This is a genomic window from Agromyces capsici (assembly GCF_058349965.1).
In genome coordinates, this window is record NZ_JBYRET010000001.1 from 1330700 (window position 1) to 1351319 (window position 20620).

21 protein-coding genes are annotated in these 20620 nt (G+C 73.9%); 15 read left to right on the forward strand and 6 right to left on the reverse strand.

The genetic code is table 11. The features are described 5' to 3' along the window. Window positions 1-18 precede the first annotated feature (18 nt). From AC3RKB_RS06385 to AC3RKB_RS06395, 3 genes are all read right to left on the reverse strand, one after another. Entirely contained in the window at window positions 19-1584 is a 1566-nt protein-coding gene (locus AC3RKB_RS06385) for an alpha/beta hydrolase (protein WP_491435187.1), read from the reverse strand. A 159-nt stretch (window positions 1585-1743) separates the two neighbouring features. Further along, a complete protein-coding gene (locus tag AC3RKB_RS06390; RefSeq protein WP_491435189.1) occupies window positions 1744-2151 on the reverse strand; it encodes an NUDIX hydrolase in 408 nt (135 codons plus the stop codon). 9 nt (window positions 2152-2160) lie between these two features. Continuing rightward, window positions 2161-3012 carry a polysaccharide deacetylase family protein gene (locus AC3RKB_RS06395; protein ID WP_491435190.1) on the reverse strand — a complete coding sequence of 284 codons (852 nt, stop codon included), beginning with the start codon at window positions 3010-3012 and terminating at the stop codon, window positions 2161-2163. A 190-nt stretch (window positions 3013-3202) separates the two neighbouring features. Here AC3RKB_RS06395 and AC3RKB_RS06400 point away from each other — a divergent pair, with 190 nt between their 5' ends. Further along, a complete protein-coding gene (locus tag AC3RKB_RS06400) occupies window positions 3203-4588 on the forward strand; it encodes a glycine--tRNA ligase (protein ID WP_491435191.1) in 1386 nt (461 codons plus the stop codon). Window positions 4589-4686: 98 nt separating this feature from the next. Here AC3RKB_RS06400 and AC3RKB_RS06405 read toward each other — a convergent pair whose 3' ends face one another. From AC3RKB_RS06405 to AC3RKB_RS06415, 3 genes are all read right to left on the reverse strand, one after another. Continuing rightward, complete coding sequence (locus tag AC3RKB_RS06405) at window positions 4687-5355, reverse strand: GNAT family N-acetyltransferase (protein ID WP_491435192.1); 669 nt, start codon at window positions 5353-5355, stop codon at window positions 4687-4689. 71 nt (window positions 5356-5426) lie between these two features. Then, entirely contained in the window at window positions 5427-6821 is a 1395-nt protein-coding gene (locus tag AC3RKB_RS06410) for a glutamyl-tRNA reductase (protein ID WP_491435194.1), read from the reverse strand. A gap of 55 nt (window positions 6822-6876) precedes the next feature. After that, window positions 6877-7590, reverse strand: coding sequence for a hypothetical protein (locus AC3RKB_RS06415; RefSeq protein ID WP_491435195.1), 714 nt, complete (start codon window positions 7588-7590; stop codon window positions 6877-6879). Between the two features lie 184 nt (window positions 7591-7774). Between AC3RKB_RS06415 and AC3RKB_RS06420 the strand changes: the two genes are divergently transcribed. From AC3RKB_RS06420 to AC3RKB_RS06485, 14 genes are all read left to right on the forward strand, one after another. After that, window positions 7775-8962 carry a uroporphyrinogen decarboxylase gene (locus tag AC3RKB_RS06420; RefSeq protein WP_491435197.1) on the forward strand — a complete coding sequence of 396 codons (1188 nt, stop codon included), beginning with the start codon at window positions 7775-7777 and terminating at the stop codon, window positions 8960-8962. Further along, entirely contained in the window at window positions 8959-10458 is a 1500-nt protein-coding gene (gene hemG, locus AC3RKB_RS06425) for a protoporphyrinogen oxidase (RefSeq protein ID WP_491435198.1), read from the forward strand. Before AC3RKB_RS06420 ends, hemG begins: the two co-directional genes overlap by 4 nt. Before the next feature lie 112 nt (window positions 10459-10570). After that, entirely contained in the window at window positions 10571-11005 is a 435-nt protein-coding gene (locus tag AC3RKB_RS06430; RefSeq protein ID WP_491435199.1) for a YtxH domain-containing protein, read from the forward strand. Window positions 11006-11029: 24 nt separating this feature from the next. Continuing rightward, window positions 11030-11437 carry a phage holin family protein gene (locus tag AC3RKB_RS06435; RefSeq protein ID WP_491435200.1) on the forward strand — a complete coding sequence of 136 codons (408 nt, stop codon included), beginning with the start codon at window positions 11030-11032 and terminating at the stop codon, window positions 11435-11437. Next, on the forward strand, window positions 11421-11717 hold the full coding sequence (locus AC3RKB_RS06440) for a DUF3618 domain-containing protein (RefSeq protein ID WP_491435202.1): 297 nt from the start codon (window positions 11421-11423) through the stop codon (window positions 11715-11717). Before AC3RKB_RS06435 ends, AC3RKB_RS06440 begins: the two co-directional genes overlap by 17 nt. Then, window positions 11698-12417, forward strand: coding sequence for a GntR family transcriptional regulator (locus AC3RKB_RS06445; protein ID WP_491435203.1), 720 nt, complete (start codon window positions 11698-11700; stop codon window positions 12415-12417). The genes AC3RKB_RS06440 and AC3RKB_RS06445 overlap by 20 nt, the downstream gene beginning before the upstream one ends. Before the next feature lie 27 nt (window positions 12418-12444). After that, complete coding sequence (locus tag AC3RKB_RS06450; protein WP_491435205.1) at window positions 12445-13542, forward strand: class I SAM-dependent methyltransferase; 1098 nt, start codon at window positions 12445-12447, stop codon at window positions 13540-13542. A 95-nt stretch (window positions 13543-13637) separates the two neighbouring features. Next, window positions 13638-14375: a hydrogen peroxide-dependent heme synthase gene (gene hemQ / locus AC3RKB_RS06455; RefSeq protein ID WP_491435206.1), complete on the forward strand. Its 738-nt coding sequence runs from the start codon at window positions 13638-13640 to the stop codon at window positions 14373-14375. Beyond that, window positions 14375-15598 carry a ferrochelatase gene (locus tag AC3RKB_RS06460; protein ID WP_491435207.1) on the forward strand — a complete coding sequence of 408 codons (1224 nt, stop codon included), beginning with the start codon at window positions 14375-14377 and terminating at the stop codon, window positions 15596-15598. Before hemQ ends, AC3RKB_RS06460 begins: the two co-directional genes overlap by 1 nt. Further along, on the forward strand, window positions 15595-16560 hold the full coding sequence (gene hemC, locus AC3RKB_RS06465) for a hydroxymethylbilane synthase (protein ID WP_491435208.1): 966 nt from the start codon (window positions 15595-15597) through the stop codon (window positions 16558-16560). The genes AC3RKB_RS06460 and hemC overlap by 4 nt, the downstream gene beginning before the upstream one ends. 14 nt (window positions 16561-16574) lie before the next feature. Further along, window positions 16575-17372 (forward strand): uroporphyrinogen-III synthase, encoded by a 798-nt coding sequence (locus AC3RKB_RS06470; RefSeq protein WP_491436770.1) that lies wholly within the window; start codon window positions 16575-16577, stop codon window positions 17370-17372. A gap of 165 nt (window positions 17373-17537) precedes the next feature. Next, window positions 17538-18533: a porphobilinogen synthase gene (gene hemB / locus AC3RKB_RS06475; RefSeq protein WP_491435210.1), complete on the forward strand. Its 996-nt coding sequence runs from the start codon at window positions 17538-17540 to the stop codon at window positions 18531-18533. Then, window positions 18530-19954, forward strand: a complete 1425-nt coding sequence (hemL, locus tag AC3RKB_RS06480; RefSeq protein ID WP_491435211.1) for a glutamate-1-semialdehyde 2,1-aminomutase — start codon at window positions 18530-18532, stop codon at window positions 19952-19954. Before hemB ends, hemL begins: the two co-directional genes overlap by 4 nt. Before the next feature lie 238 nt (window positions 19955-20192). Further along, window positions 20193-20600, forward strand: a complete 408-nt coding sequence (locus AC3RKB_RS06485; RefSeq protein ID WP_491435212.1) for a hypothetical protein — start codon at window positions 20193-20195, stop codon at window positions 20598-20600. Window positions 20601-20620: the final 20 nt, after the last annotated feature.

The window sequence follows — 20620 nt, forward strand, 5'->3', positions numbered from 1 at the left end:
GGGGCGCCGGGCGCCCGCTCAAGGCGTGTGCGCGGGGTCCAGCAGCCGCTCGATCCCGTCGAGCACGGCGCGGTGCGTCTCCTGCGCGCCCAGCACGCCGAAGTGCCCGGGCACGGGCACGCGGATGTTGGTCGCGCCGTCGAGCACGCTCCCGTCGGGGATGTGCGGGTCGTAGCGCCCGAACACCGACACGATCCGGGCGTTGACGGATGACGCGCGGCCGAGCAGCACGATCGTCTCGTCGCTCGGCAGCAGCGCGCGCACGCTCGGGTCGATGAGCAGCCGCGCCATCCGCGATCCCGCGAACGGCGTCGCGATCGCGACGAGGCCGAGGAGGCCCCGCGAGCCGGGCTGGCCGGCTGCGGGCGCGCCCGTGACCGGCCCCGCGGCATCCGGCGCCGCGACATCCGCCGCCTCGACATCCGCCTCGGAGACCAGCAGCTGCTTGGCGATCAGGCCGCCCTTCGAGTGCGCGACGATCACGCGCCCGGTCGGCGGCACGGGCACCTTCGCGAGCGCCCGGCCGAGGCGGCGCGCGGTGTCGGCGATGCCGCGGCGGTTCGTGCCCAGGCCGTGCACGACGCGCACGCGATAGCCGGCCCGGTTGATCGCGTCGCCGAGCGGGCGCATGAACGACCAGTGCTCGTAGATTCCGGGCAGCAGCACCACCTCGGGCAGGGTCGCGTCGCCCGAGCGCCAGCGTGCCGGCGGGCTCCAGCCCTCGACGACGATCGCGAGCTGCCGCCATCCGGCGTACACGTAGTCGCCCGCCCACCACCAGCCGCGCTCGATGCGCGACGGCTCCTCGGGCAGCGACACCCGCTCGACCTCGCGGCCGACGGCCTCGCCGCGCGCGTGCGCCGCGATGAGCTCGGCGACCCGCTCGCCCGCCGTGACCATCGTCTCGTGGCCGCGGTCGGGCACCTCGACGTAGCGGCCGTGCGGCAGGAGCAGCGCGACCTCCTCGGCCCACGGCCGGGGCGCGAGCCGGTCGTGCTCGCCACGGATCACGAGCGTCGGCGCCGCGACATCCGGCAGCACCAGTTCGATGCGGTGCGCGAGCATCTGGCCGAGCTTCTTGAAGTACCAGCGTGGGCCGGCCTGCAGGTACGAGCGGATGCCGAGCACCACGACCTTGGGACGCGTGAGCGACGGGTCCTCGAGCAGCCGGATGCCCTGCACGACCGCCGAACGCTCGCGCGGATTCACGGTCGGCGCGATGAGCACGAGCGCGGCGACGAGCTCGGGACGCTGCACCGCCGTCTCGGTGACGATCTGCGTGCCCATCGAATGGCCGACGAGCACGACCGGCGCGTCCAGCCCCTCGGCGGCGATGAGTTCGCCGAGGTACGCGCCCGACTCCGACATGGTGGCCGGATGGCGCGGCTCGGGTGCCTGGCCGAATCCGGGCAGGTCGAGCGCGAGCACCCGGCCGACCCGGGCGAGCGCGTCGGCGAGGTCGGAGAAGTACCGATGGCCCATGCCGATGCCGTGCACGAGCACGAACGTCGGCCCGTCGTCGCGGCCGGACTCGGTGATCACCGCCACCGCGTCGTCGCGGCGGAACTCGCGCGTGCGGCTCACCACGCCCCCTTCCCCTGCTTCGGTCTACAGGAGAATCTGCGATGTACCGGAGCGGATCGGTGGATCCGTCCTGGAGATCGCGGGCTCTCCTGTCAACCGATACTGCCGGATGTCGCGACGCGCGGCCTCGGCGGAGGGCGGGGGTTGCACGGGTCGCCGTCAGTCGATGAGACCGGATGCCGCGAGCCGGCGCAGCACCTCGACCCCCGCCGGCGGACACCGGTGCGCATCGGCCGTGCCGACCCAGTGCACCTCGCCCACCTCGCCCGAGGGCGCCGGCGCGGCATCCGTCTCGGCGAGGAAGACGTGCATCAGCACGTGCTGCCCCTCGGCCTGCCCGTGCGCCATCTCGCGCACCGTGAACGACTCCGCGAGGGCCGCCGGGTCGAGCTCGACGCCGACCTCCTCGCGGGCCTCGCGCGCGGCCGCCTCGGCGGGCGTCTCGCCGGCGTCGATCTTGCCGCCGGGCATGTAGTGCACGTCGCGGCCGCGGGCCGTGACCATGAGCACGCGGCGGTCGCGCACGAGCGCGATGGCGGCGACGTGCAGGTCGGGCGGCTGCGGCATCCGACCAGCCTACGGATGCTGCGGCGTGACGAACACGTCGTTGAGCGTGACCGTCGTGAGGCCGCGCTCGCGCAGGAACCCCTCGAGCCGGTCGAACACCCGCGTCACCGGGTCGTGGTTGAGGTGCCCGAGCACGATGCGCCCGGCGTCGAACCACTCATTCGCGAGGTCGACGATGGTCTGCTCGGGCAGCGGACCCGAGTCGCCGAGCGAGCCGTACCAGAGGGTCGGCACGGTGTAGCCGATCGCCGCCGCCGCGGCATCGACGCGGGCGTCGTGGCGTCCGTACGGCGGCCGGAAGAAGGGCCGCGCGTCGACGCCGTACACCTCGGCGAGGTAGTCGTGGTTGCGCTGCAGCTCGGCCTGGACGCCCGCGTCGTCGAGCGTCGTGAGGTCGGCGTGCGACCAGGTGTGGTTCGCGATCTGGATCTGCCCGCTCGCCACCAGCGGCCTGATCGCGTCGGCGTTGTCGTCCCACGACGCGTAGGTGCCGTTCACGAAGTAGGTGAGGCGGATGCCGCGGCTCGCCGCGAACGCGGTGTACGCGCCGACCACGGTCGAGCTCGTGCCGTCGTCGACCGTCCACGCCATCACGTTGCCCATCTCGGGCGGGAGCTCGGTGAGCGTGCCCGGCGGCACGGGGACCCGCTGCAGGGCGGGGGCGGGCGGCGCAGCGGGCTCGGGCGGCGGTCCTGCGGGCGGTGCCGGCGCCGCCGGCTCCCCGGCGGGCGCGGCCGGCTGCGCGGGCGCCCCGGTCGTCGGCGACGGCTCGGCCTGGCGGTCGGCGGCGCACTTGGCGAGCGCGAACACCGCGCCGATCCCCGCGGCGCCGAGCAGGGTGCGCCGCGTGACGTCCCCCATGCCGCTCCCCACCGGCGCCGGCGACCCGGCGCCTCTCCGGTCGTTCTACACCCCACCCGGGCCCGCGGCCGGGTGCGGCGCCCGTGCGCCGCGAACCACGCGGCATCCGGCACCGCCTGCATTTCGTAGGATGGACAGGACTTCGGGCGATTCGCCCCACACCCCCCTCACCAGGACCATTGGAGCCACCGTGGCCGCACCCAGCCGTCTCGAATCCGTCATCACCCTCGCCCAGCACCGGGGCTTCGTCTTCCAGGCGGGTGAGATCTACGGCGGATCCCGGTCGGCGTGGGACTACGGGCCCCTCGGCGTCGAGCTCAAGGAGAACATCAAGCGCCAGTGGTGGCGCACGATGGTGCAGGGCCGCGACGACGTCGTCGGCCTCGACTCGAGCGTCATCCTGCCGACCCAGGTGTGGCAGGCCTCCGGGCACGTCGAGGTGTTCACCGACCCGCTCATCGAGTGCCTGCACTGCCACAAGCGCTTCCGCGAGGACCACCTCATCGAGGCGTTCGAGGAGAAGAAGGGCCGCGCGCCCGAGAACGGCCTCGGCGACATCGTCTGCCCGAACTGCGGCACGCGCGGCCAGTGGACCGAGCCGCGCGCGTTCTCGGGCCTGCTGAAGACCTTCCTCGGCGTCGTCGACGACGACTCGGGCCTGCACTACCTGCGCCCCGAGACCGCCCAGGGCATCTTCGTGAACTTCGCCAACGTGCTGCAGGCGGCGCGCATGAAGCCGCCGTTCGGCATCGGCCAGATCGGCAAGTCGTTCCGCAACGAGATCACGCCCGGCAACTTCATCTTCCGCACGCGCGAGTTCGAGCAGATGGAGATGGAGTTCTTCGTCGAGCCCGGCACCGATGAGGAGTGGCACCAGTACTGGATCGACGCCCGCTTCCAGTGGTACGTCGACCTCGGCATCGACCCCGAGAACCTGCGCCTGTTCGAGCACCCGCAGGACAAGCTCAGCCACTACTCCAAGCGCACGGTCGACATCGAGTACAAGTTCGGCTTCACCGGCGGCGAATGGGGCGAGCTCGAGGGCGTCGCCAACCGCACCGACTTCGACCTCTCGACGCACGCGAAGCACTCCGGCAAGGACCTGTCGTTCTTCGACCAATCGCGCAACGAGCGCTGGACGCCGTACGTGATCGAGCCCGCGGCCGGCCTCACCCGCTCGCTCATGGCGTTCCTCGTCGACGCATACCACGTCGAGGAGGTGCCGAACGCGAAGGGCGGCACCGACACCCGCACGGTGCTCAAGCTCGACCCGCGCCTCGCGCCCGTGAAGGCCGCCGTGCTGCCGCTCTCGCGCAACGAACGCCTCTCGCCGCTCGCGCGCGAGGTCGCCGCGAACCTGCGCAAGCACTGGAACGTCGAGTTCGACGACGCCGGCGCGATCGGCCGCCGCTACCGTCGCCAAGACGAGATCGGCACCCCGTTCTGCGTCACGGTCGACTTCGACTCGCTCGACGACGACGCCGTGACGGTGCGCGACCGCGACACCATGGGGCAGGAGCGCGTGCCGCTCGCCGAGCTCGAGGGGTACCTGGGCGCGCGCCTCGTCGGCGCCTGACGCGCCTGAGCGCGCCATCCATCGACTCACGCGAAAAGGCCCTTCGAAGGGCGCTTTCGCGTGAGTCGGTGAGGTAGGTGAGCCGTGCGTCGGGCGTCTCAGGCGCGCAGGCGCCGCCACTCGCGGCGGAGCATCGCGTAGGCGGCCGTGTCCTGCCACTCGCCGTCGTCGTACTGCTCCTCCAGCAGGGTCGCCTCGCGGCGCATGCCGAGGCGTTCGCAGAGCCGGGCGGATGCCGCGTTCCGCGCGTCGAGGTGCGCGTACACGCGGTGCGCGGCGAAGCGCCCGAACGCGAGGTCGAGCAGGACGGACGCCGCCTCGGCGGCGAGCCCGCGCCCCTGGAAGCCCGGGTGGACGACCCACCCCACCTCGAGCTGGGCGTGCTGCAGGCTGCCGAGCCGCACCATGAGGTCGCCGACGACACGGTCGGGTCGCCGTCGGCCCGTGGCGACCTCTGCGAGCGACGGCTCTCCTGTCAGCACCATCGCGAGGAAGACCGCATCGCCGTCGGCCTGGAGCCGCCGCATCTCGGCGCGCGTCCGCGTGTGCTCGGCGGCCTCGGATCGGCTGCGCTCGGGCCACGGGATGTAGCGCAGCACCTCGGGCAGGCTCTGGTACTCCCAGACGTCGTCGGCGTCGGATGCCGCGAGCGGGCGCAGCACCATGCGCTCGGTCCGAAGCGGCCGATGCTCGAGCACGGCCATGTCGAACGGCAGGCGCAGCGCGGGCGGGCCGGCGTCGGCGGCCTCGTCGGGGAGGGCGTGCATGCTCACGCAGCGTACTCGCTCGACCGGGTCTCGATACGCGCCGTCGGTGCTACTCGACCGCCGGAGCGAGGTCAGACGGCGTCGCGGTCGCCGGCCTCGGCGTCGGTGCCCGCGTCGGCGGATGCCGCGGCCTCGACGTCGGCGCGGATGCCGAAGACCGCCTCGAGGCCCTCGAGCCAGGCCTGCTGCTCGCCGGCGCGCGCGTACTCGCGCGAGCGCACCATGGGCGTGTGCAGCAGCACGCCCGCCATGTGGCGCAGCGCCTGCTCGGTGCGTCCGTCGTCGTCGCCGCGGGACCGAGCGCGCGCGATCTCGGCGTCGAGCACGTCGAAGACGTGCGTGCGCAGCGCGACGACCGCAGGGGCGAGGTCGAGCTCCTCGCCGACGCGGCCGAAGTTGCGGGCGGCCCGGTCGACGAGCTCGCGGGCGGCGTCGGTCGCGCCGAACTCCTCGAGCGGTGCGTGGATCTTGATGGTCTCGAGGTCGAGCAGCTCGACGCCGGGCACCTCGACGACGTCGGGGGCGACGTTGCGCGGCAGGCCGAGGTCGATGACGAGCTGCCGGGGTGCGTCGGCGGCAGCGCCATCCGTCGCGGTCGCATCGGTCGTCTCGCGCCGCGGGAGCAGCGCGACCGGCGCCTCGCCCGCGGCGACGGCCAGCTCGGCGCGCCCGAGCTCGAACAGCGCACGGTCGACGACGTGGTGCTCGACCATCGTGCAGGTCACGATGAGGTCGGCGCCGGCGGCGGCCATGGCGTAGTCGCCGGATGGCACGGCCTCGATGTCGTGGCTCGCAGCGAACTTCGGTGCGCGACCGGTGGGGGAGTACACGGCGACATCGGTGACCCCGCGCTCGCGCAGGGCGGCGAGCGACGCGCCCGCGTAGCGGCCGGTGCCGACGAGCAGCACGCGCACGGCGGACCAGTCGGTGATGCGGCTCTCGGCGAGGTCGAGCGCGAGGCGCACGAGCGAGCGGCCCTCGCTGCCGATGCCCGTACGGTTCTTCACGCGGCGGGACGTCTGCGAGGCGCGCTGGAACAGGCGCTCGAGCTCGGGGGTGGTGGTGCCCTCGTGGCGGGCCCGCTCGAGCGAGCGGCGCACCTGCCCGGCGATCTCGCCCTCGCCGACGACGACCGACTCGAGCCCGGAGGCCACGGCGAAGAGGTGCCCGGCGACCGCGTTGCCGTGCACGAACCCGAAGGTGCTGCGCAGCTCGTCGGCCTCGAGCCCCGCGACCTCGCCCACCGCGCGGACCGCGTCGTGCACCGCGTCGACCGGTGAGTCGCCCTCGGGGGTGTCGAGGTCGAGGTAGGCCTCGAACCGGTTGCACGTCGCGACGACGACGGCGCCCTGGACGGCCGGGTGGCCGTCGAGGAGGCGCGGGGCGGCGTGCTCGGCCGACGCCGAGAGGCGTTCGAGCATGTCGAAGCCGGCGTTCTTGTGGCTCGCGGTGAGACAGATGAGCACCCGACGATTCTACCGGTGGTCGAAAGGTGCTCCGACCAGCATCGTCACACGCTCGTCAGGCGGCCGCGCCCTGCCGGATGATCGGGATCGCGCCGGTCAGCGGCGGCAGCTCAAGGCCCTCGGCCGCGAGCGCCGCGCGGTGCCGCGCCTTCCACGCGCGCACGGTCGCGTAGAACGGCGCCTCGCTCAGCGCGTAGCGCCCGAGCCGTGGGTCGCTCAGCATGACGGGCAGCTCGATGCTCGAGCCGCCGCGGCGGATCCGCACGACCGCGACGGGCACGCTCGCGCTGCCGACGACGGTGCTGTCGGAGCGGATGTTGCGCACTTCGCGCCACGGGAAGGACGCGACGCGCTTCGGTCGGTGCCCGCCGCCCCAGAACGAGATTCCGGCGTCGTCGGCGACGATCGAGAAGCGGGCGGGGAGGGCGGCGCGACGACTGCCGGGATGGCTGAGCTCGCTGAGGCGGGCGACGAGGTCGCGGTTCCGGATGCCGCAGCTCACCGCCCCGGCGTGCACCGAGGCGAGCGCGCGCCGGCGTGCGCTCGCACGGGCGGCGGCGGTGGCCCGGCGCAGCGTCGCGGCGAGCAGCACGAGCCCGGTCGCGACGGCGACGCCCGCGGCGACGGGTCCGGCCGACACGTCGGGCAGGCGGGGGATGAGCCGCTCGACATAGGCCTCGCCGAGCACCAGCCCGGCGATGAGGAGTGCGGTCGCGACCGCGACCAGGGTGATGAGGGCGGTGCGGTACCGCGAGGCGATGCTGGGCACGATGGGGCTCCGTGGGTGGCGGAGGCGCGTCGACGTCAGGGTCGTCGTCGATGCGTCGTCGTGCATCGGGGGCGCACGACGGGTCTGAACATAGCGCCGTGGGAGCGCTCCCGCCAGACCCCAGTTCTCCGAGCGTCCAACGGGGCCGGCCGCCCCAGCGCGCCCCCAGCCCCGATGGGGGAGGATGAAACGCGTGATCCTCTCCCCGCAGCATCCGCTCGCCGCCGGTCTCACGCACGACTCGCGCCTCGTCCGCGCCTATCGCGGACTCCGAAGCGACACCGTCCCGGTGTGGTTCATGCGGCAGGCCGGCCGCTCGCTGCCCGAGTACCGCGACCTGCGCGTCGGCACGCGCATGCTCGACGCCTGCCTCGACCCGGCGATGGCGGCCGAGATCACCCTGCAGCCGGTGCGGCGCCACGGGGTCGACGCGGGCATCTTCTTCAGCGACATCGTGGTGCCGCTCAAGCTGGTCGGCGTCGACGTCGAGATCCAGCCGGGCAGAGGCCCGGTGTTCGGCAAGGCCTACGGCGATGCCGCGGCGGTCGCCGAGCTCACGGCGATCGACCCCGCACGCCTCGACGAGGCGGCCGGACCGATCACCGAGGCCGTGCAGCGCACCGTCGCCGAGCTCGCGACCATCGCGCCGTCGGGCGGCGGGTCTCGAGACGGCGCCGAGGGCGCCTCCTCGACCGGCACGGGCACCCCGCTGATCGGGTTCGCGGGCGCGCCGTTCACGCTCGCCGCGTACCTGACGGAGGGCGGCCCGTCGAAGGACCACCTCGCGGCCCGCACGCTCATGCACGCCGATCCGGGTGCGTGGCGCGCGCTCATGGACTGGACCGCCGAGCTCACGGGCCGGTTCCTCCGCACCCAGGTGCTCGCGGGCGCATCGGCGGCGCAGCTGTTCGACTCCTGGGCGGGCGCGCTCTCGCTCGCCGACTACGAGGCGCACGTCGCACCGGCGTCGGCGTCGGCACTGGCGCATGTGCACGACCTGACCTACGAGGCGGTGGATGCCTCCGGCACGGCCGGCGCCCTCTCCGTCCCGGTCGTGCACTTCGGCGTCGGCACGGGCGAGCTGCTCGGCGCGATGAAGCGGGTCGGCGTCGACGTCGTCGGCGTGGACTACCGGGTGCCGCTCGACGTGGCCGCGGGCCGCATCGGCACCGGCGTGCCGCTGCAGGGCAACCTCGACCCGGCGCTGCTCGCGGCCCCGTGGCCCGTGCTCGAGGCGGCGGTGCGCGACGTGATCGCGCGCGGTCGCGTCGCCCCGGCGCACGTCTTCAACCTCGGCCACGGCGTGCCGCCCGAGACCGACCCCACGGTGCTCACGCGCGTGGTCGAGCTGGTGCACGAGGCCGGGCGATGACCTCGGCCGAGCCCACCGACCCGCACGCGGAGCCGCCCGTCGAGCACCGCACGACCGACGTGGTCGTGGTGGGCGGCGGCGTCGCGGGCCTCGTCGCCGCGCTCGAGTGCGCGCGGCTCGGCCTCGGCGTCGTCGTGCTCGAGCAGGCCGAGCGGCCGGGCGGGTGCGTCGGCCGGATCGAGCTCGACGGGCTCGCGCTCGACAGCGGCGCCGAGTCGTTCGCGACCCGCAACGGGTCGGTGGCCGAGCTGCTCGGGCGTCTCGGCCTCGAGGCGTCGATCGTGACGCCGAACCGCGCGGGGGCGTGGCTGGTCTGGGGCGACCGTGGCGAGCGGCGAGCGGCGCCGCTGCCGCGGACCGGCGTGCTCGGCATCCCCGCGAACCCGCTCGGCGACGACGTGCGCGCGATCATCGGATGGCGCGGCGCCTGGCGCGCCTGGCTCGACCGCGTCACGCCCATCCTCACGATCGGCCAGGCCGAGCGGCTCGGACCACTCGTGCGCCGCCGCATGGGCCCGGCGGTGCTCGACCGGCTCGTGACGCCCATCTCCGCGGGCGTCTACTCGACCGATCCCGACGACCTCGACGTCGATGTCGTCGCTCCCGGCCTGAACGAGGCGATGACGCGGGCGGGGTCGCTCTCGGGGGGCGTCGGCCAGCTCGTCGAGGCGCGCCGCGCGGGCAGCGCGGTGCTCGGGCTCCGCGGCGGCATGCACACGCTCGTCGACGCGCTCGTCGCCGAGCTCGAGCGCTTCGGCGCCGAGGTGCGCACGGGGACCCGGGTCACCGGCCTCGAGCGGCGTCCCGCTCGACCCTCCGACGCCGACACGGTCTCGTCGTCGTGGCGGGCGACCGCCGAGCAGGTGGAGGTCGACGCGCGGTTCGCGATCCTCGCGACCCCCGCGCACGTCTCGCGCGGCCTGCTCGCCGGGCTCGCCCCTGAGGCGGGCCTCGTCGAGGACTGGCCCGACGCGGCATCCGTCGAACTCGTGACGCTCGTGCTCGACGCGCCCGACCTCGACGCCGCCCCGCGCGGCACGGGCGTGCTCGTCGCGGCCGACGCGCCCGGGGTCGCGGCCAAGGCGCTCACGCACGCGTCGGCCAAGTGGGCGTGGCTCGCCGAGGCGGCCGGCGGCCGCCACGTCGTCCGCCTCTCGTACGGCCGCGCGGGTGCGGCGAACCCGCTCGGGGGACTCGACGACGACGCCGTCACCGACCTCGCGGTGCGCGACGCCGCCGCGCTGCTCGGCGTGACGCTCGACGCGTCGCAGGTGCGGGCGTGCGGACGCAGCGCCTGGCGCGACGCGCTCTCGCAGGCCGCCGTCGGCCAGTCCGCCCGCGTCCGCGCCCTCGAGTCCGCGCTCGAGGACCACACGGGGCTCGCGCTCGCCGGGTCGTGGGTCGCCGGCACGGGGCTCGCCTCCGTGGTCCCGCACGCGATCGAGGCGGCGGGCCGCATCCGGCACCTCGCGCTCCGCATCGCGGACGACGCATAGCCGGAACGGAATACGATCGGCCGGAAGGGGTCGCAACCCCCTTGCGCGGGCGACCTCGGGGTCTACGCTTGAGTGACTGCTGTCTCGAACCGCAGCGGGGGATGAGGTGCACATGAAGGGCAAGATCCTCTTCGTCGTCGGTCTCGGCGTCGGATACGTGCTCGGCGCACGCGCGGGCCGCGAGCGCTACGAGCAGATCCGGAAGGCCGCGGAAGACGTCTGGAACCAGCCGAAGGTCCAGGAGGGCGTGCAGACCGTCAAGGACTTCGCGATGAGTCGCGCCGGCGACGTCGGCGACACCGTCCTCGACGGCGCGAAGAAGTTCGTCGCCCAGGTGACGCAGTCGCAGACCTCGTCGACCGCTCGATCGGGGTCGTCGGCGTCGAAGTCGAAGTCGTCCGCCTCGAAGCCGGCCTCGTCGAAGTCGAAGTCCGCGGCGTCCAGGTCGACCGCCTCGAAGTCGACCGCGACGAGCGCCTCGTCCGGCGCGACGTCCGGCTCCGGCACCACGTCGTCGGGCTCCTCGTCGAGCCCGTCCTCGTCCTGATCGACCCTCGGAGGTGGACTCCCGATGGCTGCACCCCTGAACGACGAACGGTCGCTCTTCACGATCGTCGGCGAACTGCCCGACCAGATCTCCGCCCTCGTGCGCGCCGAGATCGACCAGGTCAAGGCCGAGCTGAGCTACAAGGCCAAGCACTTCGGCATCGGCGCGGGCCTCGCCGTCGCGGCGGCCTTCGTCGGCATCTTCCTGCTCGGCACCCTCATCGCGACCGGCATCCTCGCGCTCTCGCTCGTGATGCCCGGCTGGGCGGCGGCGCTGACGGTCTCCGGCGTGCTGCTGCTCATCATCGCGATCCTGCTCTGGATCGCGGTCGTGAACTTCCGTCGCGGCAGCGAGCCGCTCGAATCCATCGAGAGCGTGCGTCAGGACATCGACGCGATCACCGGAAGGGGCGCGTATGGCGGCCGGGACTGACGTGGTGAAGCTCGACAAGAAGCAGCAGCGCAACCTCACGCGCCTGCAGGCCCACGACAACGCGCGCGCGGCCCGCGACCAGCTGGCCGGCACGCTGAACTCGCTCGAGGAGAAGCTCAACGTGCCCAAGCGCGTGGCCCGGGCGACCAGCCGCGCCAAGCGGCGGGCGCGGCGCTTCGCCGACGAGCAGCCGGGCGCGGCCGTGGCCGCCGCGGCGAGCCTCGTCGTGGCGGTCGGCGTGGGCGTCTGGCTCGTGGTGCGTGCGAACCTCGATCGGTGACGAGCCGGTGACCGGTGCCGCGGCGCCCGTCGCCGCGGCACCGCAGGGGTCCGCGACCACCGCGGTCGAACGCGTCACGGCGCAGCTCCGCGACGAGATCCTGAGCGGCGCACTCGGTCCCGACGCGCCGCTGCGCGAGGAACTCTGCGCCGCACGCCTCGGCGTCTCGCGGCACACCGTCCGCGCGGCGTTCCAGCGGCTCGTGGCCGAGCGGCTCGCCGTCGCCGAGCCGTACCGCGGCGTCCGGGTGACGAGCTTCGACGACCGGCAGATCCGCGCGCTCCAGCAGCTGCGCGCGGCGCTCGAGGTCGAAGCCGTCCGCATCGCGTTCGAGCGCTTCGGCGGAACGCTGCCCGACGCCGCCCTCGCGCCGGCGCGCGCCGCGGTCGACGCGATGGAGGCGCTCGGCTCGGGAACCGATCGACCCGGCGACGCGCCCGATGCGGCATGGCTGCAGGTCGAGCGACTGCACGCCGACTTCCACTCGGCGCTGGTCGCGACATCCGACAGCCCGCGGATCATCGAGACGCACACCGCGATCGGCAGCGAGTTGCTGCTGTTCATCCTGCACGCGCGCACGCACTACAGCGTCGCGTCGATCGTCGAGGAGCACCGTCGGCTGCTCGACGAACTGCCCGCCCGCGGGCCCGAGGCCCTGCGCGCCCACCTCGAACACTCCACGAGGCTGCTCCTGGGTTGAGCGGCCGATCCCCGCAGGAGGCACACCATGTCCGATACGGACCGCCCCACGGAACCCACGCCCGTCGACGTCTTCGCCGACCGGCTCTTCGCCTCGGCGCTCGGCGCGTTCGAGACCCTCTCGGTGCACGTCGGCGACCGGCTCGACTGGTACCGGATCCTCGCCGACCGCGGCGCGCTCACGTCGGCCGAGCTGGCCGAGGCGGCCGGCACGGGCGAGCGGTACACGCGCGAGTGGCTCGAGCACCAGGCGGTCAGCGGCATCCTCGACGTCGACGACGAGGGGGCCGAGGCATCCGACCGGCGCTACTCGTTGCCGCCCGCGCACGTCGAGGTCCTCACCGACCACCGCTCGCTCGCCTACCTCGCCCCGATCGCCCGCGTCATCGCGAGCGCCGCCGTGCAGGTGCCGGCCCTGCTCGACGCGGCTCGCACGGGCGGCGGCGTCCCGTGGGAGCGGTTCGGCACCGACATGCGCGACGCCCAGGGCGACATGAACCGGCCGTGGTTCGAGCACCGGCTCGCGGACGCGCTCGCGGGCGTGCCCGAGCTCGACGCGATCCTCCGCCGTCCCGGCGCGCGGATCGTCGACGTCGGCTGCGGCCACGGATGGTCGACCATCGCGCTGGCCCGCGCCTACCCGGACGCGCGCGTGCACGGCGTCGACGTCGACGCCCCGTCGATCGAGGCGGCGCGGGCGCACGCCGAGGAGGCCGGGCTCGGTGAGCGCGTCACGTTCCACCTCGGTGGAGGCGAAGCGCTCGCCGAGGACGGGGCCTACGACGCCGGCTTCGTCTTCGAGGCGCTGCACGACATGCCGCACCCGGTCGAGGTGCTCTCGGCGCTTCGGCGCGCGGTGCGCGACGACGGCGCGGTCGTGATCATGGACGAGGCGGTCGCCGACCGGTTCGCACCTGACGGCGACGACGTCGAGCGCATCATGTACGGCTACAGCCTGTTCATCTGCCTGCCCGACAGCCTCTCGACGCCGGGGTCGGTCGGGACGGGCACGGTCATGCGGCCGGCGGTGCTCGAGCGGTACGCGCGCGAGGCCGGCTTCTCGGGTGCCGAACCGCTGCCGATCGAGGACTTCGCGTTGTTCCGTTTCACGCGGCTGCGGCCCTGACCGGACGGCGCACCGACCCGGTGCGTGCGGCGCGCCGACGCGGCATCCGTCGACCCGCTTTTTGACCTTTCAGGTTGCGGGGGGAGGATAGTGCCATGTCTTCCCCCGCTGCCGAAGGGGCAGCCGATGCGCGTCCGACCGAATCCGCAGCCGAGCAGACGTACGAGGGCTACACGCTCTTCGCCGTGCTCCGAAAGGACCCCGCACGCCCCGACGACCTCGACGGTCGCGACGTGCCCCGCTTCGTCGACGAGCTCGACGGCGTGATCAACCTCGTCGAGGACGAGGGCGTGACCGTCCGCGGCATCTACGACGTCTCCGGCCTCCGCGCCGACGCCGACGTCATGCTGTGGCTGCACGGGCCGAGCGCCGAGGGCCTGCAGTGGGCGCTCCGCGAACTGCGCCGCGCGCGTCTGCTCATCGCGCTGCTGCCGACGTGGAACGCCATGGGCGTGCACCGCGACGCCGAGTTCAACAAGGCCCACGTGCCCGGGTTCCTGCGCGGCGTCGAGCCCAAGGCGTGGCTCACGATCTACCCGTTCGTGCGCAGCTACGAGTGGTACCTGCTGCCCCCCGAGGAGCGGGGCCGCATGCTCGCCGAGCACGGCCGCATGGGCGCCGCGTTCCGCGGCGTCGTGGCCAACACGGTCTCGGCGTTCTCGCTCGGCGACTACGAGTGGCTGCTGCCGATGGAGTCCGACGAGCTCACCGACCTCGTCGACATGATGCGCGACCTGCGCGCCACCGACGCGCGCCGCCACGTGCGCGACGAGCTGCCCTTCTACACCGGCCGCCGGATCTCGACCGCCGAGCTCGTTGAGGTGCTGCAGTAATGGCGGCGCAGAACCTCGGGCGCAAGCCCGCGCCCGCGACCTCCGCCCCGCTCGCGCCCGGCGCGATCGTGCCCGGTGCGACGGAGCCCGCCCAGTCCGGCCCCGAGCACGTCGAGGCGCCCGTCGCGTACGACGCGATCCTGCTCGCCGGCTTCGGCGGACCCGAGGGCCAGGACGACGTGATCCCGTTCCTCCGGAACGTCACGCGCGGTCGCGGCATCCCCGACGAACGCCTCGAGGAGGTCGCGCACCACTACCGCCACTTCGGCGGTGTCAGCCCGATCAACGAGCACAACCGCGAGCTCAAGGCGGCCCTCGAGGCCGAGCTCGCGCGCCGCGGCGTCGACCTGCCGGTCATCTGGGGCAACCGGAACTGGGACCCCTACCTGAACGACGCCGTGCGCGAGGCGGGCGAGCGGGGCTTCACGAAGCTCATCGCGATCGCCACGAGCGCCTACAGCTCGTACTCGAGCTGCCGCCAGTATCGCGAGGACTACGCCGACGCGCTCGAGGACACCGGTCTAGCCGGTGTCATCCAGATCGACAAGGTGCGCCAGTTCTTCGACCACCCGGGATTCGTGACGCCGTTCGTCGAGGGCGTGCGCGACGCAATCGCGAAGTTCGAGGCCGATCACGAGGCGTTCGACCGCACCACCGAGGTCGAGGTGCTGTTCGCGACGCACTCGATCCCCACGGCCGACGCCGCGAAGTCCGGTCCCGCCGAGCGCGGCTTCGGCGAGGGCGGCGCCTACGCCGCCCAGCACCTCGCGGTCGCCGAGGTCGTCATGCGCGAGGCCGGCCTGGCCGACGTGCCCTGGCAGCTGGTCTACCAGTCGCGTTCGGGCCCTCCCACCCAGCCGTGGCTCGAGCCCGACGTCAACGACGCGATCGCCGAGCTGCCCGCCGCGGGACGGAAGACCGTCGTCATCGTGCCGCTCGGCTTCGTGAGCGACCACATGGAGGTCATGTGGGACCTCGACGAGGAGGCCATGGAGACGGCGCAGGAGCACGGGCTCACCGCCGTCCGCGTGCCCACGCCGGGGGTGCACCCCGCCTACGTCGCGGGCCTCGTCGACCTCGTGCTCGAGCGCGTGAACGGCACGCCCGCCGCCGAGCGGCCGCACGCGACCGACCTCGGACCCTGGTACGACGTGTGCCGTCCGGGATGCTGCGAGAACGTGCGCCTCGGCTTCAAGCCGGCCCTCGCGGGGATCGCGCCGTGAGTGCCGCGGCCCGCCCCGTGATCCGCGTCGGCACGCGCGGCAGCGCCCTCGCGCTCGCGCAGACGACGCAGATCGCCGAGCGACTCGGCAAGGCTGCCGACGCCGACATCGAGATCGTCACCGTCACGACCCAGGGCGACACCTCGCGCGCCTCGCTGCAGACGATCGGCGGCACCGGCGTGTTCGCGGCGGCGCTGCGCGAGGCGCTCGTCGCGGGGGAATGCGACGTGGTCGTCCACTCGCTGAAGGACCTGCCGACCGCCGAGCACCCGCAGCTCCGGCTCGGCGCGGTGCCCAAGCGCGCCGACGCACGCGACGCGCTGTGCGCGCGCGACGGCCTCACGCTCGCCGAGCTGCCCGAGGGCGCCCGCATCGGCACCGGCTCGCCGCGTCGCATCGCGCAGCTCGCGGCCGCGCGGCCCGACCTCGTCGCCGTCGACGTGCGCGGCAACATCGACACGCGCCTGGGCTTCGTCGAGCAGGGCACGCTCGACGCGGTGCTGCTCGCCTCGGCCGGTCTCGGCCGCCTGGGCCGGTCCGATGCCGCGACGGAGCGATTCGAGCTGTCGGTCTGGCCGACCGCGCCGGGCCAGGGCGCGCTCGCGCTCGAGGTCCGCCGCGAGCGGGGCTCGAGCGCGCTCGAGCGCGGGCTCGAGTCGGTCGACCATGGCACGACGCGAGCGACGGTGCTCGCCGAGCGCCTCGTGCTCGCCGGGCTCGAAGCCGGCTGCGCGGCGCCGGTCGGTGCGACGGCGTTCGTGGAGGACGAACTTCTGTTCCTCTCGGCGACGGTGTACAGTGCCGACGGGACGCGGTCGTTGACCAGCTCGCACGCCGCCACCCCCGACAGCCGCTCGGCCGCCGACCTGGCGGGCGCGGCACGCGACGTCGCACACCGCGTCGTCGCGGAACTCCTCGGCAACGGCGCCGCCGACCTCGCACCTGCCCAGGAGTCGCCGTGACCGAATTCGAACCGATGACCGGCGCGATCCACCTGCCCGGAGCCGGCGGATCCAAGCCGCTCGCCGGATGGCGCGTGCTCGTGCCCCGCGGCGGGCCCTGGGGCGACGCCGTCGCGGCCTCGCTGCGGGCGCGCGGCGCCTCGCCGATCATCGCGCCGATGATCAACTTCGCGCCGACCGACGACCAGCCGGCGCTCGAGGCGGCGCTCGCGAAGCTCGCGGGCGGCGGATTCGACTGGGTCACGGTGACGAGTGCGACCACGGTCGACGTCCTCGCCTCGTACGGCGCGGTCATCCCGGATTCGACGAAGGTCGCCGCGGTGGGCGAGACCACCGCGGCCGCGCTCGTTGCGGCCGGCTACCGCGCCGACATCATCCCGTCAGAGGAGAACTCGGCCCGCGGGCTCCTCGAGGAGTGGGAGGCCGCGACCGAGGGCGAGAAGCCGCTGCGCGTGCTCGCCCTCCGCTCGGCGATCGCGAAGCAGGTGCTCTCGGTCGGCCTCGCCCGCATCGGCCACCACGTCGAGGCCGTCGTCGCCTATCGCACCGTCGGCGTGCCCGTCGCGCAGAAGGTCGTCGACGACGTGCGCGCCGGCAAGGTCGACGCGATCCTCGTCACGTCGGGCAGCGTCGCCGAGCAGGTGCAGGCGCAGCTCGGCCCGATCCCCGAGCGCACGCTCATCGCCGCGATCGGCCCGCAGACCCGCAAGGATGCCGCGAAGATCGGGCTCCGCGTCGACGTGACCGCCGCAGAGCGCAGCGCCGAGTCGCTCATCGACGCCGTCGTCCAGGCCGCGACGCAGACCGTCTGACGTCGCGGACGCCGCGGCCCCGCGCCATCCGCTCGCCCCACCCCGACTGTTTCCGTACGGGCCGAGGGTGCCCGTTCGGACGGTGCGGTTCGCGACGAACGGAAACACTCGGGCCCGGCACCCCCACCCACCGACCGCCCAGCCGCGCGCGCGTAGGCTTGGCGGGTGACTTCCGCACCCGCCCCCCGCGTGCGGCCCCGGCGCCTGCGTGAGACGCCGGCCCTGCGCCGCCTCGTCTCCGAGACCCGCCTCGCCGCCGCCGAGCTGGTCCTGCCGATCTTCGTCCGCGAGGGCGTCCGCGAACCCATCCCGATCGCGTCGATGCCGGGCGTCGTGCAGCACTCGCTCGACTCCGTGAAGCAGGCGGTGACGGATGCCGCGGCCGCCGGCGTCGGCGGCGTCATGCTGTTCGGCGTGCCCGAGACGCGCGACGCGACCGGCTCGTGCGGCACCGACCCGAACGGCATCCTCAACGTCGCCACCCGGGTCGTGGCCGACGAGGTGGGCGACGCACTCGTCGTGCAGACCGACCTGTGCCTCGACGAGTTCACCGACCACGGCCACTGCGGCGTGCTCGACGCGCTCGGCCGCGTCGACAACGACGCGACGCTCGAGCGGTACCGCGAGATGGCGCTCGTGCAGGCGGCGTCGGGCTCCCAGCTGCTCGGTCTCTCGGGCATGATGGACGGCCAGGTCGCCGCGGTGCGCGACGCGCTCGACGGCGCCGGCTTCACGCGCACCGCGATCCTCGCCTACTCGGCCAAGTACGCGTCGGCGTACTACGGCCCGTTCCGCGACGCGGTCGAGTCGACGCTCGAGGGCGACCGTCGCACCTACCAGCTCGACCCCGGCAACCGCCGCGAGGGCCTGCGTGAGGCGATGATCGACATCGACGAGGGCGCCGACGTCGTCATGGTCAAGCCCGCGGGCTCCTACCTCGACGTGCTCGCCGACGTCGCCGCCGCGAGCGAGGTGCCCGTCTGGGCGTACCAGGTCTCGGGCGAGTACTCGATGATCGAGGCCGCGGCGATGCACGGATGGATCGACCGCCGCCGCGCCGTGATCGAGTCGGTGCGCGGCATCCGTCGCGCGGGCGCCGACGCCGTGCTCACGTACTGGGCGACCGAGCTCGCCGGATGGATCCGGGAGGGGATCGAATGACGACGAACGACGAACTGTTCGCGCGGGCGCAGGCCGCGATCCCGGGCGGCGTGAACTCGCCCGTCCGGGCGTTCCGCTCGGTGGGCGGCACGCCGCGCTTCCTCGTGTCGGCGCGCGGCCCGTACGTCACCGACGCCGAGGGTCGCGAGTACGTCGACCTCGTCGCGGGCTGGGGTCCCGCCATCCTGGGCCATGCGCACCCCGAGGTGGTCGCGGCGGTGCAGGATGCCGCGGCGCGCGGGCTCTCCTTCGGCGCCTCGACGCCCGTCGAGACCGAGCTCGCCGAGCTCATCGAGCAGCGCGTGGCACCGGTCGAGAAGCTGCGGCTCGTGTCGACCGGCACGGAGGCGACCATGAGCGCCATCCGTCTCGCCCGCGGGTTCACCGGCCGCGACCTGCTCGTGAAGTTCGCCGGGCACTACCACGGGCACTCCGACGGGCTGCTCGCCGAGGCCGGCTCGGGCCTCGCGACGTTCGCCCTGCCGGGCTCCGCGGGGGTCCCCGCCGAGGTCGCCGCGCTCACACTCGTCGTGCCCTACAACGATCTCGACGCGCTGGGCGCGGTGTTCGCCGAGCACGGCGACCGCATCGCGGCCGTCATCACCGAGGCGGCCGCCGCGAACATGGGCGTCGTGCCGCCGCTGCCCGGCTTCAACCGGGCGCTCGTCGAGCTCGCGCACGCGCACGGCGCGCTCGTGATCAGCGACGAGGTGCTCACGGGCTTCCGCGTCTCGACGGCCGGCTGGTGGGGGCTCGAGTCGGGCGCCGGCGCCGGCGACGCCGCGCTGCGCGCCACTTCGGCGGGCTCTGCGCCAGTCGAACCGGCGCAGAGCGCGGCGAACGGGCGCAGCGGCGCGGATGGCGCGGACGTCGACGGTGCGTACACGCCCGACCTCATCACGTTCGGCAAGGTCGTCGGCGGCGGCATGCCAGTCGCGGCGCTCGGCGGTCGCGCCGAGATCATGGAGAGGCTCGCGCCGCTCGGCCCCGTCTACCAGGCCGGCACCCTCTCGGGGAACCCGGTCGCCGTGACCGCCGGCGTCACCACGCTGCGGCTCGCGGATGACGCGGTCTACGCGAAGCTCGACGAGGTCGCGGCGCTGCTGCAGCGCGAGGTCTCCGCGGCGCTCGCCGCCGAGGGCGTCGCGCATGGCGTGCAGCGGGCCGGCAACCTCTTCAGCTTCCTGTTCGGCGAGGCCGTCGCCGGCGGCGCGCGCGACTACGCGGGCGTGCTCGCGCAGGAGTCGTGGCGGTACGCCCCGTTCTTCCACGCGATGCTCGACGCGGGCGTCTCGTTGCCGCCGAGCGTGTTCGAGGCGTGGTTCGTGACGGCCGCGCACGACGGCGACGCGATCTCGCGGATCGTCGACGCCCTCCCGGCGGCGGCGCGCGCCGCGGCATCCGCTCGCCCTCCGGCGTAGGCCGCGCACCCGGAGCCGCGCCGTCCCTCCCCGCCCGTGTGCGCAACGCAGGTGCGGAGTCGGCGCGTCGCGCCGCGGCACGGCGTGTCGCGATCCGACACGCTCTCCGCACCTGTGTTGCGCACTCGACGGCTCCTGCGCGGCCGCCGACGATGAGAGGTTCCGGCAACGGAACCGATCCCGCGTTTGTGGAGCGTCGACGACGCGACCCCGCGGCCCGTCGGGCAGGATGGGACATATGGCCAACCTTCGCGTGCACAACGATCGGCTCGAGGTCCACCTCACGCCGGCCGAGAAGTCGCTCGCGCTGCGCGGCGCCGACGTGATCGTCCAGCGCGACGACATCCGCTCGGCCACGATCACCGACGACCCGTGGATCTGGATCCGCGGCATCCGGCGACGCGGCACCGAGGTGCCCCTCGTACTTGCGGTCGGCGTCTGGAAGACGCACGGGGGCAGCGACTTCGTGCTCGTCAAGGGCAAGCGCCAGGCGGTCGTGCTCGAGCTCTCCGGCGGCGAGTTCGCACGCCTCGTGCTCAGCACGAACCACGCGGTCGAGCTCATCGACAAGCTCAAGGTCGGCGTGCCGACCGGGCACCACGTGGCCGACGAGGTGTTCGCCGAGGAGGAGACGAGCGGCGACTGAGCCGCGAGGCGCTGCGCCAC